Consider the following 16,880-nt stretch of genomic DNA (forward strand, 5'->3'; position numbering starts at 1 on the left):
AGAAGATCAGCTGGCCGACGAACGGGTCGGTCATGATCTTGAACGCGAGCGACGAGAACTTCTCGTCGTCCGACGCCTTGCGCTCGGCCGTTTCGCCGTTGTCGAGCTCGCCCTTGACCGGCGGGATGTCGACCGGCGACGGCAGGAAGTCGATCACGGCGTCGAGCATGCGCTGCACGCCCTTGTTCTTGAACGCGGTACCGCACAGCATCGGCTGGATTTCGCACGCGATCGTACGGTCGCGCAGCGCCTTGATGATGTCGGCTTCCGGCAGATCGCCTTCTTCCAGGTACTTGTTCATCAGGTCTTCGTTGGCTTCCGCAGCCGCCTCGACCATCTTTTCACGCCATTCCTGGCACGTATCGACGAGCTCGGCCGGGATGTCGACGTAGTCGAACTTCGTGCCCTGCGACGCCTCGTCCCAAATGATCGCCTTCATCTTCAGCAGATCGACGACGCCCTTGAAGTTTTCTTCCGCGCCGATCGGCACCACGACCGGAACCGGGTTCGCCTTCAGGCGCAGACGGAGCTGGTCGTAGACCTTGAAGAAGTTCGCGCCGGTACGGTCCATCTTGTTGACGAACGCGAGACGCGGCACCTTGTACTTGTTCGCCTGGCGCCACACCGTTTCCGACTGCGGCTGCACGCCGCCCACTGCGCAGTAGACCATGCACGCGCCGTCCAGCACGCGCATCGAACGCTCCACTTCGATCGTGAAGTCGACGTGCCCCGGCGTGTCGATGATGTTGATGCGGTGTTCCGGATAGTTGCCGCCCATGCCCTTCCAGAAGGCCGTGGTAGCAGCGGACGTGATCGTGATGCCACGCTCCTGTTCCTGCTCCATCCAGTCCATCGTTGCTGCGCCGTCGTGGACTTCACCGATCTTGTGGTTCACACCGGTGTAAAACAGAATGCGCTCGGTCGTCGTCGTCTTGCCGGCGTCGATGTGAGCGCTAATACCGATATTGCGGTAGCGCTCGATGGGAGTCTTGCGAGCCACTTTGATCCTCTACTGGGATGGCGCGACGCAGCCCTGCTGCATCGCGCCTCAACACAAACGGGCGAGGCGCTCGAAAAGCGCACCCGCCCGGAATTTATTTCCGCTAACAGCCCAGCCAGGCGCTTAGAAACGGAAATGCGAGAACGCGCGGTTGGCTTCTGCCATGCGGTGAACTTCGTCGCGCTTCTTCATCGCGCCGCCACGGCCTTCGGCCGCTTCGGAGAGTTCACCTGCCAGGCGCAGAGCCATCGACTTCTCGCTGCGCTTCTTCGCAGCCTCACGCAGCCAGCGCATCGCCAATGCCATACGACGCGACGGGCGCACTTCGACCGGAACTTGATAGTTGGCACCACCAACGCGGCGGCTCTTCACTTCGACCACCGGCTTGACGTTGTTGAGCGCAACCGTGAACACTTCCAGCGGGTCCTTGCCACCCTTGGTCTGGATCTGTTCGAAAGCACCATAAACGATGCGTTCAGCGACCGACTTCTTGCCGGACAGCATCAGCATGTTCATGAACTTGGCTACATCCACGTTGCCGTACTTCGGATCCGGCAACACTTCCCGCTTGGGGACTTCGCGACGACGCGGCATGATTCTTCCTTTACCTGTTCAGTTGGAGCTGTGTTCAGCCCCGCGGCCACCAACTAACCCGATCACATCTTCACGACTAACCAGCTTGGCCGGGTGACCACTTACTCGACAGCACCGGCAATCCGGCACCACCGCCTTGACCGCCCTGGGGCGATCCCTGATCAAACGCTGCTTACTTGGCAGCCTTTGCACGCTTCGCGCCGTACTTCGAGCGCGCTTGCTTACGGTCCTTGACGCCCTGGGTATCCAGCGAGCCGCGAACCATGTGGTAACGCACACCCGGCAAGTCCTTCACACGGCCGCCGCGGATCAGCACAACCGAGTGTTCCTGCAGGTTGTGGCCTTCACCGCCGATGTACGAAATCACTTCGAAGCCGTTCGTCAGACGAACCTTGGCGACCTTACGGAGTGCCGAGTTCGGCTTCTTCGGCGTCGTCGTGTACACACGGGTGCACACGCCGCGACGCTGGGGGCAGTCCTGCAGGGCCGGGCTCTTGCTCTTCGTCGTTTCCGACTGACGGCCTTTGCGAACCAGTTGGTTGATGGTTGGCATTGTTTATTCCTGAAATTGAACAAAATCCGCACATCGATTTCGGGCAAAGCGAAAATCGACGCACAGTTGACTCCCGGCGCGGCGAATCGGGCACGAACCTTCGAACGTGTGTCGACCCACCGAAGACCGGAACCCAGCATGATATTCCGGAAATACCAACTAAGTCAACGGCTTGCGTGATTTTCCGCCGATCGCGGCCGCTGACCCGAAGGGTCGGAACGCCTGTGTCAGGCCGATTCGACGACGTCGATGATCTCGTCGCCGAACCGCTCGAGCTTGCGCACGCCCATGCCGGGGATATGGCGGAGATCGTCGATCGTCTCCGGTGCATTGCGCGCGATCTCGGCGAGCGTCGCGTCGTGGAAGATCACGTAGGCCGGCACGCCGTCGGCCTTCGCCGTCTCCGCGCGCCATGCGCGCAGCGCGTCCCAGCGCGCGCGCTCGCGTGCGCCCATGCCGGCCGTCGGATCGACGCGCGTGCCGCTGCGGCCGGACGATTGGCGCGTGCGCTGCGGCTTCACGTAGCGTCGCAGCGTGACCTTCTCGTCGCCCTTCAGCACAGGCTTCGCGGCTTCGGTCAGCACGAGCGCGCCGAATCCGCCGTGATCGACCGCGAGATAGCCGTACGCGACGAGCTGCCGGAAAATCGCGCGCCACTCGGGCTCCGACAGCGCCGCGCCGATCCCGAACGTACTCAGTTGATCGTGCCCGCGCTGCAGCACCTTTTCGGTACGCGCGCCGCGCAGGATCTCGATCAGATGACTCGCGCCGAAGTTGAAGCCGCTCGCGCGCTGCGCGCGGAACACGCACGACAGCGCCATTTGCGCTTCGCGCGTCGCGTCCCACGATGCGGGCGGCTCGAGGCACGTATCGCAGTTGCCGCAGGGCTGGCTCGCCTCGCCGAAATAGTTGAGCAGCCGCACGCGGCGACACGAGATCGTCTCGCACAGGCCGAGCAGCGCGTCGAGCTTCGAGGTCTGCACGCGCTTGTGCGCGTCGTCCGCATCGGACTCGTCGATCATCTTGCGCTGCTGGACGACGTCGCCGAGCCCGTACGCCATCCACGCGTTCGCCGGCAGCCCGTCGCGCCCTGCGCGCCCCGTCTCCTGGTAATAGCCTTCGACGCTCTTCGGCAGATCGAGGTGCGCGACGAAGCGCACGTCGGGCTTGTCGATGCCCATCCCGAACGCGATCGTCGCGCACATCACGATGCCTTCCTCGCGCTGGAACATCTCCTGATGCTTCTGCCGCACTTCGAATTCCATGCCGGCGTGATAAGGCAGCGCGCGGATGCCCTGCGCCTTCAGCCACTCGGCCGTTTCCTCGACCTTGCGGCGCGACAGGCAATAGACGACGCCGGCGTCGGTCGTGCCGTCGGCATTCGTGTGTTCGGCGCGGATGAAATCGAGCAGCTGCGCGCGCGCGTTGTCCTTCTCGACGATCCGATAGCGGATGTTCGGCCGATCGAAGCTCGACACGAATACGCGCGCGTCGTCGAGCGCGAGACGGTGAATGATTTCGTCGCGCGTGATCGCATCGGCGGTCGCCGTCAGCGCGATGCGCGGCACCGTCGGGAACCGCTCGTGCAGCACCGACAGCTGGATGTATTCCGGACGGAAGTCGTGCCCCCACTGCGACACGCAGTGCGCCTCGTCGATCGCGAACAGCCCGATTTTCGCGCGTTCGAGCAGCTCGAGAAAACGCCCCGTCATCAGCCGTTCGGGCGCGACATACAGCAGATCGATCTCGCCTTCGCGCAGCGCGCGCTCGGTCGCCGCGGCCTCGGCGCCCGACAGCGTCGAGTTCAGGTACGCGGCGCGCACGCCGACTTCGCGCAGCGCGGCGACCTGATCCTGCATCAGCGCGATCAGCGGCGACACGACGATGCCCGCACCATGACCGGCCTCGCGGCGCATCAGCGCAGGAATCTGGTAGCACAGCGACTTGCCGCCGCCCGTCGGCATCAGCACCAGACAGTCGCCGCCGCTCGCGACGTGCTCGACGATCTCGCCCTGCTGGCCGCGAAAGGCGGAATAACCGAAGACTTCGTCGAGGATTTCGAGGGCGCGAGACATGAATGATGAGAACGTGGACGGCGGAACGATGACCGCGATTTTAACAACCCGCCCCGCGCGACGCGCGGCGAATCGCACGACGTTCGCCGTTCGGACAGCGTGCGCTCGCGCGCAGCGCGTGCCGATACGCCGCACGCGCGCCCGCCAACGGGACGAACAAAAAAAAACCGCCCGGCAAACCGGGCGGTTTCGGTGACAGCAAAGCAGACGCGGCTCGCGCCGCGCGCAGTTACTCGGCTGCCGGGTGTTGCGGCTCTTCCGCCGGCGTGCTCGGCGTGCCGAAGTCGAATGCCTCTTCCGCTGCGATCTGGTCGAAACGCTCGCGGTCGGACATCTCCTTCGCCTTGCGTGCCTTGTGGAACGCGAGACCCGTACCGGCCGGAATCAGACGGCCGACGATCACGTTTTCCTTCAGGCCGCGCAGATCGTCGCGCTTGCCCATGATCGCCGCTTCGGTCAGCACGCGGGTCGTTTCCTGGAACGATGCCGCGGAGATGAACGAATCGGTCGACAGCGACGCCTTCGTGATACCGAGCAGCACGTTCTCGTACGACGCCGGGCGCTTGCCCTCGGCGATCATGCGGTCGTTCTCGTCCAGCATGTCCGAACGCTCGACCTGCTCGCCCGGGATGAAGCGCGAATCGCCGTTGTCGGTGATCTGCACACGACGCAGCATCTGGCGAACGATCACCTCGATGTGCTTGTCGTTGATCTTCACGCCCTGCAGACGATACACGTCCTGCACTTCGTCCACGATGTAGCGCGACAGCGCCTCGATACCCTGCAGACGCAGGATGTCGTGCGGATCGGCCGGGCCGTCCACGATCATTTCGCCCTTGTTGACGACCTGACCGTCGTGGACCAGCACCTGCTTTTCCTTCGCAATCAGGAACTCGTGCTGGTTGCCCTCGAGATCCGTGATGACGAGACGCTGCTTGCCCTTCGTGTCCTTGCCGAACGACACCGTACCGGTGACTTCCGCGAGGATGCCCGCATCCTTCGGCGAACGCGCTTCGAACAGCTCGGCCACGCGCGGCAGACCACCGGTAATGTCACGGGTCTTCTGCGATTCGGTCGGGATACGTGCGAGCACTTCACCGACCTGCACCTGCTGACCGTCCTTCACGGTGATCAGTGCGCCGACCTGGAAGCCGATCTGCACCGAGTGCTCCGTGCCCGGGATCTTCACTTCGTCGCCGTTCGCGTCGAGCAGCTTCACCTGCGGACGCACGCTCTTCGACGCCTGCGAACCGCGACGCTTCGCGTCGATCACGACGAGGGTCGACAGACCGGTCACGTCGTCGATCTGCTTCGCGACCGTCACGCCTTCCTCGACGTTCTCGAACTTCACCGTACCGCCGTACTCGGTGATGATCGGACGCGTCATCGGATCCCACGTCGCCAGCTGCGTGCCGGCCTTGATCGCCGCGCCGTCGAGCTGCAGCAGCGTCGCGCCGTACGGGATCTTGTGACGTTCGCGCTCGCGACCGATGTCGTCGGTGATCAGCGCCTCGCCCGAACGCGAGATGACGATCTGCTCGCCCTTCGCGTTCGTCACGTAGCGCATCGACGGCGAGAAGCGGACGGTACCGTTGCTCTTCGCCTCGACCGACGACGCGACTGCCGCACGCGATGCCGCACCACCGATGTGGAACGTACGCATCGTCAGCTGCGTGCCCGGTTCGCCGATCGACTGCGCCGCGATCACGCCGACTGCTTCGCCGACGTTCACCAGCGTGCCGCGGCCGAGGTCGCGGCCGTAGCACGATGCGCACAGGCCGTAACGCGTTTCGCAGGTCAGCGGCGTGCGCACGCGCACTTCGTCGATGCCGAGGCGTTCGATTTCCTCGACCGCCGTTTCGTCGAGCAGCGTGCCCGCTTCGTACAGCGTTTCCTGCGTTTCCGGGTTCACGACGTCCGCGACCGCGACGCGGCCGAGGATACGGTCGCGCAGCGCTTCGACGACTTCACCGCCTTCGACCAGCGCCTTCATCGCGACGCCGTTCGACGTGCCGCAATCGTCCTCGACGACCACCAGATCCTGCGTGACGTCGACCAGACGACGCGTCAGGTAACCCGAGTTCGCGGTCTTCAGTGCCGTATCAGCCAGACCCTTACGTGCACCGTGGGTCGAGATGAAGTACTGCAACACGTTCAGACCTTCGCGGAAGTTCGCGGTAATCGGCGTCTCGATAATCGAGCCGTCCGGCTTCGCCATCAGGCCGCGCATACCGGCCAGCTGACGAATCTGCACCGCCGAACCCCGGGCGCCCGAGTCGGCCATCATGTAGATCGAGTTGAACGATTCCTGGCGCGTCTCGTTGCCGTCGCGATCGATCACCGGCTCCGTCGACAGCTGCTCCATCATCGCCTTGCCGACCGCTTCCGACGTCGCCGACCAGATGTCGACCACGTTGTTGTAGCGTTCCTGCGCGGTGACGAGACCCGACATGTACTGACGGTCGTATTCCTTCACCTTCTTCGCGGCGTCGCCGACGATCGTCTCCTTCTGCGGCGGCACGAGCATGTCGTCCACGCAGATCGAGATACCGGCGCGTGTCGCGAGACGGAAGCCCGACTGCATCAGCTGATCGGCGAACACCACCGTCGCGCGCAGACCGCACTTGCGGAACGCGGTGTTGATCAGGCGCGAGATTTCCTTCTTCTTCAGCGGCTTGTTCAGCACCGAGAACGGCAGGCCCGGCGGCAGAATTTCCGACAGGATCGCGCGGCCGACCGTCGTCGCGTACAGCGAGATCTTCGGCACGAACTCCGGCGCGCCTTCCGACTTGTCCTCGTTGCGGACCATTTCGGTGATCCGAACGTTGACGCGCGAGGCGAGCTCGACTTCCTTGTTCTCGTACGCGCGGATCACTTCCGACACGCCGGTGAACGTGAGGCCTTCGCCCTTGCCGTTGATCGCTTCGCGGGTCGCGTAGTACAGACCCAGCACGATATCCTGCGACGGCACGATCGACGGATCGCCGTTGGCCGGGAACAGCACGTTGTTCGACGCGAGCATCAGCGTGCGCGCTTCCATCTGCGCTTCGAGCGACAGCGGCACGTGGACGGCCATCTGGTCACCGTCGAAGTCGGCGTTGAACGCCGCACAGACGAGCGGGTGCAGCTGGATCGCCTTGCCTTCGATCAGCACGGGCTCGAACGCCTGGATGCCGAGACGGTGCAGCGTCGGCGCACGGTTCAGCATCACCGGGTGCTCGCGGATCACCTCTTCGAGGATGTCCCATACGACCGGCGTCTGGTTCTCGACTTCCTTCTTCGCCGCCTTGATGGTCGTCGCGACGCCCATCACTTCAAGCTTGTTGAAGATGAACGGCTTGAACAGCTCGAGCGCCATCAGCTTCGGCAGACCGCACTGGTGCAGCTTCAGCGTCGGGCCGACCACGATGACCGAACGGCCCGAGTAGTCGACGCGCTTGCCCAGCAGGTTCTGACGGAAACGACCGCCCTTGCCCTTGATCATGTCGGCGAGCGACTTCAGCGGACGCTTGTTCGCGCCCGTCATCGCCTTGCCGCGACGACCGTTGTCGAGCAGCGAGTCGACGGCTTCCTGCAGCATCCGCTTTTCGTTGCGGACGATGATTTCAGGCGCCTTCAGCTCGAGCAGACGCTTCAACCGGTTGTTACGGTTGATCACGCGGCGATAGAGGTCGTTCAGATCCGACGTCGCGAAACGGCCGCCGTCCAGCGGCACGAGCGGACGCAGTTCCGGCGGCAGCACCGGCAGCACTTCGAGGATCATCCACTCGGGCTTGATGCCCGAGCGCTGGAATGCCTCGAGGACCTTCAGGCGCTTCGCGTACTTCTTGATCTTCGCTTCCGAGCCCGTGTTCTTCAGCTCGGTGCGCAGCTGTTCGACCTGCTCGTCGATGTTGATCGCGCGCAGCAGTTCGCGCACGCCTTCCGCGCCCATTTCGGCACGGAATTCGTCGCCGTATTCCTCGACCTTGTTGTAGTAATCCTCTTCGGTCATGATCTGCCGCGCCTTCAGCGGCGTCATGCCCGGATCGATCACCACGTACGCTTCGAAGTACAGCACGCGCTCGATGTCGCGCAGCGTCATGTCGAGCACCATGCCCAGACGCGACGGCAGCGACTTCAGGAACCAGATGTGCGCGACCGGCGACGCGAGCTCGATGTGGCCCATGCGCTCGCGACGCACCTTCGCCAGCGTCACTTCAACGCCGCACTTCTCGCAGATCACGCCACGGTGCTTCAGGCGCTTGTACTTGCCGCACAGGCACTCGTAGTCCTTGATCGGACCGAAGATCTTCGCGCAGAACAGACCATCGCGTTCCGGCTTGAACGTACGGTAGTTGATGGTCTCCGGCTTCTTCACTTCGCCGAACGACCACGAACGGATCTTGTCGGGCGAGGCCAGACCGATCTTGATCGCGTCGAAAACTTCTTCCTGTTGGACTTGCTTGAATAGATCGAGCAGAGCTTTCATTGCTTTCTCTCCGTAGTCCGATTAATTGCGGTCGAGATCGATATCGATACCGAGCGAGCGGATTTCCTTCACCAGCACGTTGAAGGATTCCGGCATGCCTGCATCGATCACGTGATCGCCCTTGACCAGGTTCTCGTACACCTTGGTCCGGCCCGTCACGTCGTCCGACTTCACCGTCAGCATTTCCTGCAGCACATACGATGCGCCGTACGCTTCGAGCGCCCACACTTCCATTTCACCGAAACGCTGACCACCGAACTGCGCCTTACCACCCAGCGGCTGCTGCGTGACGAGCGAGTACGGGCCCGTCGAACGAGCGTGCATCTTGTCGTCGACAAGGTGATGCAGCTTCAGGTAGTGCATGTAGCCGACCGTCACGCGACGCTCGAACGGCTCGCCCGTGCGACCGTCGTACAGGCGAACCTGGTTCTTCGACGGGTTCATGTCGAGCTGCTTCGCGATGTCGTCCGGGAACGCGAGGTCGAGCATCTTCGCCATTTCGTCCTCGGTCGCACCGTCGAACACCGGCGTCGCGAACGGCACGCCTTCGCGCAGGTTCTTCGCGAGTTCGAGGATCTCGTCGTCGGAGAAGCTGTCCAGATCTTCCGCGCGACCCGACTCGTTGTAGATCTTCGTCAGGAACGCACGCAGCTCTTCGATCTTCGCCTGGCGCTGCAGCATTTCGCCGATACGCCAGCCGAGGCCCTTCGCGGCCCAGCCGAGGTGCACTTCCAGAACCTGACCCACGTTCATTCGCGACGGCACGCCGAGCGGGTTCAGCACGACGTCTGCCGGACGGCCGTCGGCCATGTAGGGCATGTCTTCGATCGGCACGATCTTCGACACGACACCCTTGTTGCCGTGACGGCCTGCCATCTTGTCGCCAGGCTGCAGACGGCGCTTCACCGCCAGGTACACCTTGACCATCTTCAGCACGCCCGGCGGCAGTTCGTCGCCTTGCGTGAGCTTCTTGCGCTTCTCTTCGAACGCCAGATCGAACTGGTGACGCTTCTCTTCGATCGAGTTCTTGATCGCTTCGAGCTGCGCCGCTGCTTCGTCGTCCGCGAGGCGGATGTCGAACCAGTGGTAGTGGTCGAGATCTTCCAGGTAAGCCTGGTCGATCTTCGTGCCCTTCGCGAGCTTCTTCGGACCGCCGTTCGCGACCTTGCCCACCAGCATGCGGGCGAGACGCTGGAACGCGTCGCCTTCCACGATGCGCAGCTGGTCGTTCAGGTCGAGACGGTAGCGCTTCAGTTCGTCGTCGATGATCTGTTGCGCACGCTTGTCGCGCTGGATGCCTTCACGCGTGAACACCTGGACGTCGATCACGGTGCCGCTCATGCCCGACGGCACGCGCAGCGACGTGTCCTTCACGTCCGACGCCTTCTCGCCGAAGATCGCGCGCAGCAGCTTCTCTTCCGGCGTCAGCTGGGTCTCGCCCTTCGGCGTGACCTTGCCGACCAGCACGTCGCCCGCTTCGACTTCCGCACCGATGTAGACGATGCCCGATTCGTCGAGACGGCCGAGCTGGACTTCCGCCAGGTTCGAGATATCGCGCGTGATTTCTTCCGGCCCGAGCTTCGTGTCGCGTGCAACAACGTTCAGCTCTTCGATGTGGATCGACGTGTAGCGATCGTCGGCCACGACCTTCTCCGAGATCAGGATCGAATCCTCGAAGTTGTAGCCGTTCCACGGCATGAACGCGATCAGCATGTTCTGGCCGAGCGCGAGCTCGCCCAGGTCCGTCGAGGCGCCGTCGGCCAGCACGTCGCCGCGCGAGACCTTGTCGCCCATCTTCACGATCGGACGCTGGTTGATGTTCGTGTTCTGGTTCGAACGCGTGTACTTGATCAGGTTGTAGATGTCGACACCGACTTCACCTGCGACCGCTTCGTCGTCGTTCACGCGAATCACGATACGGCCTGCGTCGACGTAGTCGACGACACCGCCGCGGAACGCCTGAACCGTCGTGCCCGAGTCGACCGCGCAGGTACGCTCGATGCCCGTACCGACGACCGGCTTCTCCGGACGCAGACACGGCACGGCCTGACGCTGCATGTTCGAACCCATCAGTGCACGGTTCGCGTCGTCGTGCTCGAGGAACGGAATCAGCGATGCCGCGACCGACACGATCTGCGACGGCGCCACGTCCATGTACTGGATGCGGTCCGGCGTGACCATCATCGTTTCGCCGGCTTCACGCGACGACACGAGTTCGTCGGTCAGTCGGCCTTCGTCGTCGATCGCCGCGTTCGCCTGCGCGATCATGTAACGGCCTTCCTCGATCGCCGACAGATAGTCGATCTGATCGGTGACCTTGCCGTCCACGACCTTGCGGTACGGCGTCTCGAGGAAGCCGTACTCGTTCAGGTGCGCGTACAGTGCGAGCGAGTTGATCAGACCGATGTTCGGACCTTCCGGCGTTTCGATCGGGCACACGCGGCCGTAGTGGGTCGGGTGCACGTCGCGGACTTCGAAGCCTGCACGCTCGCGCGTCAGACCGCCCGGGCCCAGTGCGGAAACGCGGCGCTTGTGCGTGATTTCCGACAGCGGGTTGGTCTGGTCCATGAACTGCGACAGCTGCGACGAACCGAAGAACTCGCGGATCGCCGACGAAATCGGCTTCGAGTTGATCAGGTCGTGCGGCATCAGGTTTTCGCTTTCGGCCTGGCCGAGGCGTTCCTTGACCGCGCGCTCGACGCGCACGAGACCCGCACGGAACTGGTTTTCCGCCAGTTCGCCGACGCAACGCACGCGACGGTTGCCGAGGTGGTCGATGTCGTCCACTTCGCCCTTGCCGTTGCGCAGCTCGACGAGGATCTTGATCGTCGCGAGGATGTCGTCGTCCTGCAGCGTCATCGGGCCCGTGATTTCGTCACGGCCGACGCGGCGGTTGAACTTCATGCGGCCGACCTTCGACAGGTCGTACGCTTCTTCGCTGTAGAACAGACGGTTGAACAGCGCCTCGACCGCTTCTTCGGTCGGCGGCTCGCCCGGACGCATCATGCGGTAGATCGCGATGCGCGCGGCCGTCTTGTCGGTCGTTTCGTCGACACGCAGCGTCGACGAGATGTACGGGCCCTGGTCCAGATCGTTCGTGTAGAGCGTCTGGATTTCCTTGATGCCCGCTTCGCGCAGCTTCTCGAGCACGCTTTCGGTGATCTCGTCGTTCGCGTTCGCGATCACTTCGCCCGTCTCGCCGTCGACGACGTTCTTCGCCAGCACGCGGCCGAGCAGATAGTCTTCCGGCACCGAGATGAACTTCGTCTTCGCGGCTTCGAGGTCGCGGATGTGCTTCGCGTTGATCCGCTTGTCCTTCTGGACGATGACCTTGCCGTCGCGATCCGTGATGTCGAAGCGCGCGACTTCGCCGCGCAGGCGCTCGGGCACGAACTCGAGCTGCGCACCTTCGTCCATCAACGTGAAGTTGTCGAACACGAAGAAGTTCGCGAGGATCTGTTCCGGCGTGAGGCCGATCGCCTTCAGCAGGATCGTGACCGGCATCTTGCGGCGACGGTCGACGCGGAAGTACAGGATGTCCTTCGGATCGAATTCGAAGTCGAGCCACGAGCCGCGGTACGGAATGATCCGTGCCGAGAACAGCAGCTTGCCCGAGCTGTGCGTCTTGCCCTTGTCGTGTTCGAAGAACACGCCCGGCGAACGGTGCAGCTGCGAGACGATGACACGCTCGGTGCCGTTGATGACGAACGAGCCGGTCGGCGTCATGAGCGGAATTTCGCCCATGTACACTTCCTGCTCCTTCACTTCCTTGACGACGGGCTTGTTCGGCGATTCCTTGTCGAGGATGACGAGGCGGACCTTCGCGCGCAGCGCGGAGCAGTACGTCAGGCCGCGCTGCTGGCATTCCTTGATGTTGAATGCCGGCGCGGACAGCGCATAGCTCACGAACTCGAGGCGCGCGAAGCCGTTGTGCGAAACAATGGGAAATACCGATGTGAAAGCGGCCTGCAAACCTTCAGGCTTGCGTTGCGTCGCCGGCACATCGGCTTGCAGAAACGTGCTGAATGATTCAAGCTGGGTGGCCAGCAGGAAAGGAACTTGGTGAACGATGGGGCGCTTCGCGAAACTCTTGCGAATGCGCTTCTTCTCGGTGAAGGAATATTGCATACGATCTCCGAATCACGGCGGGTGCTATCGAGGCGGAATACCTGGACGTTTCAAACCCGAGTGTTCACCGACTGAGACCCGATGGCCGTCCGACGGCTTGAACGAGCCGAGAAGCTTGGTGGTTGGCCGCTACCAACCGCTGGCTGACGGCAGCGGATGCCTGTGTTGCCCGCTACCCGACCAAACTTGCCTTCTGCAGTCGCTTCAGAAGACAAAGAGAATCGCCAATCGCCGTGCAGCAGCCACGATTTGACGTTTATCTTTGGCTTCTGGGGCCGATTATCCCGCCTCCCGAAAGAGTGCCAGAATAACGTCCCCACAAAGCACAAAAAGGCCGGCGGTGAAAATACCGCCAGCCTTCGCACAGCGCGTCGGAACTTACTTGAGTTCGACCTTCGCGCCTGCGTCTTCCAGCTTCTTCTTCGCTTCTTCAGCAGCAGCCTTGTCGACGCCTTCCTTGACGGGCTTCGGTGCGCCGTCGACGAGGTCCTTCGCTTCCTTCAGGCCCAGGCCCGTGATTTCGCGAACGGCCTTGATGACTGCAACCTTGTTGCTGCCTGCTTCAGCCAGAACGACCGTGAAGTCGGTCTTCTCTTCAGCAGCAGCAGCAGCGCCGCCGCCTGCCGGGCCAGCGACTGCGACTGCAGCTGCCGACACGCCAAACTTCTCTTCGAACGCCTTGACCAGTTCGTTCAGTTCGAGAACGGTCATCCCTTCGACTGCTGCCAGGATGTCTTCTTTTGCGATTGCCATTTGAAATACTCCTAAATTGAATTCGGATACAGCCAGCGATCAGTGACGCTGATGCGTGTTCGATTACGCAGCTTCTGCTTGCTTCTTCTCGGCCAGCGCGGCGAGAGCACGCGCGAAGCCCGAAACAGGCGCTTGCATGACGAACAGCAGCTTCGAGAGCAGTTCTTCACGGCTCGGGATGCTTGCCAGCGCTTGCACGCCAGCCTTATCCATCACCTTGCCATCGAACGAACCAGCCTTGATGACCAACTTGTCATTGCTCTTGCTGAAGTCGTTGACGACCTTAGCAGCGGCAATTGCATCTTCCGAGATGCCGTAGATCAGCGGACCAGTCATCTGCTCTGCCAGCGGAGCAAAGGGCGTACCTTCAACAGCGCGACGCGCCAGCGTGTTCTTCAGAACGCGCAGGTAAACCTTCTGCTCGCGCGCTTTCGCGCGCAGCGTGGTCAGATCGCCAACCGCAATTCCACGATACTCAGCCAGCACAACGGTCTGGGCCTTCGCAACTTGTGCGGCGACCTCAGCAACGACGGCTTGCTTGTCTTCTCTATTAAGCGGCACGGTTAGCCTCCAGAAACGATACGCTCGGCTAGCCGGTATGGCTTGACCTCACGTACCTCGTTCAACAACGGCGTCCGACCTCGTTAGGAGTATTTCCACCTCAGGCCGCGAACTGCTTCGCGACCTGCGGCTTCACCACTACAAAACTTTTTCGGGTTCGCCATCTGCGTTGGCTTGAATTAAGGGATGCCCGACTGCTGCGTCCCACCAACGGTCTTTGATAACCGGTTGCCCGCCTACTGCACGAACAACCGCCCAAAGCCCTTGAAGACCGCTTCGCGAACGAAGCGGCCTGAATTTCATGCTTACTGCGCGGCCAGCGTAGCCTGGTCGACACGCACGCCGACGCCCATCGTGCTCGACAGTGCGATCTTGCGCAGGTAGACGCCCTTGCTCGTTGCCGGCTTGGCCTTCTGCAGCGCTTCGATCAGCGCCGACAGGTTCGAACGCAGCGCAGCCGGTTCGAACGATGCACGGCCGATCGTCGCGTGGATGATACCGGCCTTGTCGACGCGGAACTGCACCTGACCTGCCTTCGCGTTCTTGACCGCGGTCGCGACGTCCGGCGTGACCGTGCCGACCTTCGGGTTCGGCATCAGGCCGCGCGGGCCGAGGATCTGACCGAGCGTACCGACGATACGCATCGTGTCCGGCGAAGCGATCACGATGTCGAAGTCCATCTGGCCAGCCTTGATCTGCTCGGCCAGGTCTTCCATACCGACGACTTCCGCACCTGCTGCGCGTGCCTGCTCGGCCTTCTCGCCTTGCGCGAACACGGCGACACGAACCGACTTGCCCGTACCGGCCGGCAGAACGACCGAACCGCGAACGACCTGGTCCGACTTCTTCGCGTCGATGCCGAGCTGGACTGCCACGTCGATCGACTCATTGAACTTCGCGCTCGCGCATTCCTTCACGAGTGCCAGTGCGTCGTCGATCGCGTACAGCTTCTGACGGTCGACCTTGGCGGCAAATGCCTGACGGCGCTTGGAGATCTTAGCCATTTACACGCCCTCCACAGTGATGCCCATCGAGCGTGCGCTACCAGCGATGGTGCGAACGGCTGCGTCCAGATCAGCTGCCGTGAGGTCCGGCATCTTCGTCTTTGCGATCTCTTCGGCTTGAGCGCGCGTGATCGAACCGACCTTGTCGGTGTGCGGCTTGCTCGAGCCCTTGTCCACCTTCGCCGCCTTCTTGATCAGGACGGTCGCCGGCGGCGTCTTCATCACGAACGTGAAGCTCTTGTCAGCGTATGCCGTGATGACGACCGGCACCGGCAGACCCGGCTCCATACCTTGAGTCTGCGCGTTGAACGCCTTGCAGAACTCCATGATGTTCAGGCCGCGCTGGCCCAGTGCCGGACCGACCGGCGGCGACGGGTTGGCTTTACCTGCAGGAATCTGCAGCTTGATAAAGCCGACAATCTTCTTTGCCATTTGAAAACCTCGTTGGAACGCCAAGCGGCGTTCGGTGAGTGATAACGCGCGTTCGCCGCTGGCTACTGACGCTCCTCAACGACCATGACGCGGGCCGTAAGCGCGAAGGTGGGCAGCCGAGGCTGCCCACCGAATCAGGATCAGACTTTTTCGACCTGGCCGAATTCGAGTTCGACCGGGGTAGAACGGCCAAAGATGGTGACCGACACGCGCACGCGCGACTTTTCGTAGTTGACTTCTTCGACGGTGCCGTTGAAGTCCGTGAACGGGCCTTCCTTGACCCGCACCATCTCGCCTACTTCGAACAGGGTCTTCGGGCGCGGCTTCTCCACGCCTTCCTGCATCTGCGACATGATCTTCTCGACTTCCTTCGGGGAAATCGGGGTCGGGCGGTTGCGTGCGCCGCCGACGAAACCGGTGACCTTCGCGGTGTTCTTCACGAGGTGCCACGTTTCGTCCGTCATTTCCATTTCCACGAGCACGTAGCCCGGGAAGAACCGACGTTCCGTCACAGCCTTGTGGCCGCCTTTGACTTCGACCACTTCTTCGGTCGGGACCAGGATCTGACCGAATTTATCCTGCATGCCGGCCCGTTCGATGCGCTCCTGAAGCGCACGTTGCACGCTCTTCTCCATGCCGGAGTAGGCGTGCACGACGTACCAACGTTTTCCGCTCGGAGATGCCGGAGTATCGCTCATATCATTTCCAACCCAGAATCACCGAGAAAATCACCCATTCGATCGATTTATCGCTCAACCAGAGGAAAATCGCCATCACGAGCACGAAACCGAACACGACGAGCGTGGTTTGCGTTGCTTCCTTACGGGTGGGCCAAACGACCTTTCGGACTTCCTTGTACGAATCCTTGGCAAACGCGATGAGGCTTTTGCCAGGAGCGGACATCAGCCCGACGGCCACGCCGGCGATGATCCCGACCGCCAATGCGGCGCCGCGGACATACCACTGCTGATTGCCCAGCCAGAAGAAGCCCACGAATCCGGCCAAGACCAGCAATACGCCCAGGGCCAGCATCAGCTTATCGCCGGAGGTATTTACAGTTTCGACGGATGGATTCGCCATAACACCTTAAAACAAATGCCACGTAGGACACGTGGCTATTTTTTGGCAGGGGCAGAGGGAATCGAACCCCCAACCTTCGGTTTTGGAGACCGACGCTCTGCCAGTTGAGCTATACCCCTAGACCATGTTGGGGCCGGCTACTGCCAGCCCCAAAACTGTCGATCAACGAATAACTGGCTTACTCGATGATCTTTGCGACGACGCCAGCGCCGACGGTACGGCCGCCTTC

At 62.2% G+C, this 16,880-nt stretch carries 12 protein-coding genes and 1 tRNA gene; all 13 read right to left on the minus strand.

Annotated elements, in window-relative coordinates; all coding sequences use genetic code 11:
- The coding region (locus tag ACSHSS_RS27315) for an elongation factor G (protein WP_445545770.1) at positions 1-1,000 on the minus strand (1,000 nt) is incomplete at its 3' end.
- A gap of 123 nt (positions 1,001-1,123) precedes the next feature.
- Complete coding sequence (gene rpsG / locus ACSHSS_RS27320; RefSeq protein ID WP_004198359.1) at positions 1,124-1,594, minus strand: 30S ribosomal protein S7; 471 nt, start codon at positions 1,592-1,594, stop codon at positions 1,124-1,126.
- Between the two features lie 172 nt (positions 1,595-1,766).
- A complete protein-coding gene (gene rpsL / locus ACSHSS_RS27325) occupies positions 1,767-2,147 on the minus strand; it encodes a 30S ribosomal protein S12 (protein WP_006400662.1) in 381 nt (126 codons plus the stop codon).
- A gap of 227 nt (positions 2,148-2,374) precedes the next feature.
- A complete protein-coding gene (gene recQ / locus ACSHSS_RS27330) occupies positions 2,375-4,222 on the minus strand; it encodes a DNA helicase RecQ (RefSeq protein ID WP_170933541.1) in 1,848 nt (615 codons plus the stop codon).
- Between the two features lie 229 nt (positions 4,223-4,451).
- Positions 4,452-8,693, minus strand: coding sequence for a DNA-directed RNA polymerase subunit beta' (gene rpoC / locus ACSHSS_RS27335; protein WP_006400664.1), 4,242 nt, complete (start codon positions 8,691-8,693; stop codon positions 4,452-4,454).
- Between the two features lie 21 nt (positions 8,694-8,714).
- A complete protein-coding gene (rpoB, locus tag ACSHSS_RS27340) occupies positions 8,715-12,821 on the minus strand; it encodes a DNA-directed RNA polymerase subunit beta (RefSeq protein WP_006400665.1) in 4,107 nt (1,368 codons plus the stop codon).
- Between the two features lie 378 nt (positions 12,822-13,199).
- Positions 13,200-13,574 (minus strand): 50S ribosomal protein L7/L12, encoded by a 375-nt coding sequence (gene rplL / locus ACSHSS_RS27345; protein ID WP_006400666.1) that lies wholly within the window; start codon positions 13,572-13,574, stop codon positions 13,200-13,202.
- 63 nt (positions 13,575-13,637) lie between these two features.
- Positions 13,638-14,135, minus strand: coding sequence for a 50S ribosomal protein L10 (rplJ, locus tag ACSHSS_RS27350; protein ID WP_006400668.1), 498 nt, complete (start codon positions 14,133-14,135; stop codon positions 13,638-13,640).
- A gap of 305 nt (positions 14,136-14,440) precedes the next feature.
- Entirely contained in the window at positions 14,441-15,139 is a 699-nt protein-coding gene (gene rplA / locus ACSHSS_RS27355) for a 50S ribosomal protein L1 (protein ID WP_006400670.1), read from the minus strand.
- Positions 15,140-15,571: a 50S ribosomal protein L11 gene (gene rplK, locus ACSHSS_RS27360; protein WP_006400671.1), complete on the minus strand. Its 432-nt coding sequence runs from the start codon at positions 15,569-15,571 to the stop codon at positions 15,140-15,142. It abuts the gene before it with no gap.
- A 140-nt stretch (positions 15,572-15,711) separates the two neighbouring features.
- A complete protein-coding gene (gene nusG / locus ACSHSS_RS27365; RefSeq protein ID WP_006400672.1) occupies positions 15,712-16,269 on the minus strand; it encodes a transcription termination/antitermination protein NusG in 558 nt (185 codons plus the stop codon).
- Position 16,270: 1 nt separating this feature from the next.
- Complete coding sequence (gene secE / locus ACSHSS_RS27370) at positions 16,271-16,651, minus strand: preprotein translocase subunit SecE (protein WP_006400673.1); 381 nt, start codon at positions 16,649-16,651, stop codon at positions 16,271-16,273.
- Between the two features lie 43 nt (positions 16,652-16,694).
- Positions 16,695-16,770, minus strand: a tRNA-Trp gene (locus ACSHSS_RS27375).
- Positions 16,771-16,880: the final 110 nt, after the last annotated feature.

The organism is Burkholderia sp. BC1 (genome assembly GCF_052683555.1).

Coding starts and splice junctions, on each gene's coding strand:
- rpsG (WP_004198359.1), bottom strand. CDS start 1,594: ATGCCGCGTCGTCGCGAAGTCCCCAAGCGGGAAGTGTTGCCGGATCCG.
- rpsL (WP_006400662.1), bottom strand. CDS start 2,147: ATGCCAACCATCAACCAACTGGTTCGCAAAGGCCGTCAGTCGGAAACG.
- recQ (WP_170933541.1), bottom strand. CDS start 4,222: ATGTCTCGCGCCCTCGAAATCCTCGACGAAGTCTTCGGTTATTCCGCC.
- rpoC (WP_006400664.1), bottom strand. CDS start 8,693: ATGAAAGCTCTGCTCGATCTATTCAAGCAAGTCCAACAGGAAGAAGTT.
- rpoB (WP_006400665.1), bottom strand. CDS start 12,821: ATGCAATATTCCTTCACCGAGAAGAAGCGCATTCGCAAGAGTTTCGCG.
- rplL (WP_006400666.1), bottom strand. CDS start 13,574: ATGGCAATCGCAAAAGAAGACATCCTGGCAGCAGTCGAAGGGATGACC.
- rplA (WP_006400670.1), bottom strand. CDS start 15,139: ATGGCTAAGATCTCCAAGCGCCGTCAGGCATTTGCCGCCAAGGTCGAC.
- rplK (WP_006400671.1), bottom strand. CDS start 15,571: ATGGCAAAGAAGATTGTCGGCTTTATCAAGCTGCAGATTCCTGCAGGT.
- nusG (WP_006400672.1), bottom strand. CDS start 16,269: ATGAGCGATACTCCGGCATCTCCGAGCGGAAAACGTTGGTACGTCGTG.
- secE (WP_006400673.1), bottom strand. CDS start 16,651: ATGGCGAATCCATCCGTCGAAACTGTAAATACCTCCGGCGATAAGCTG.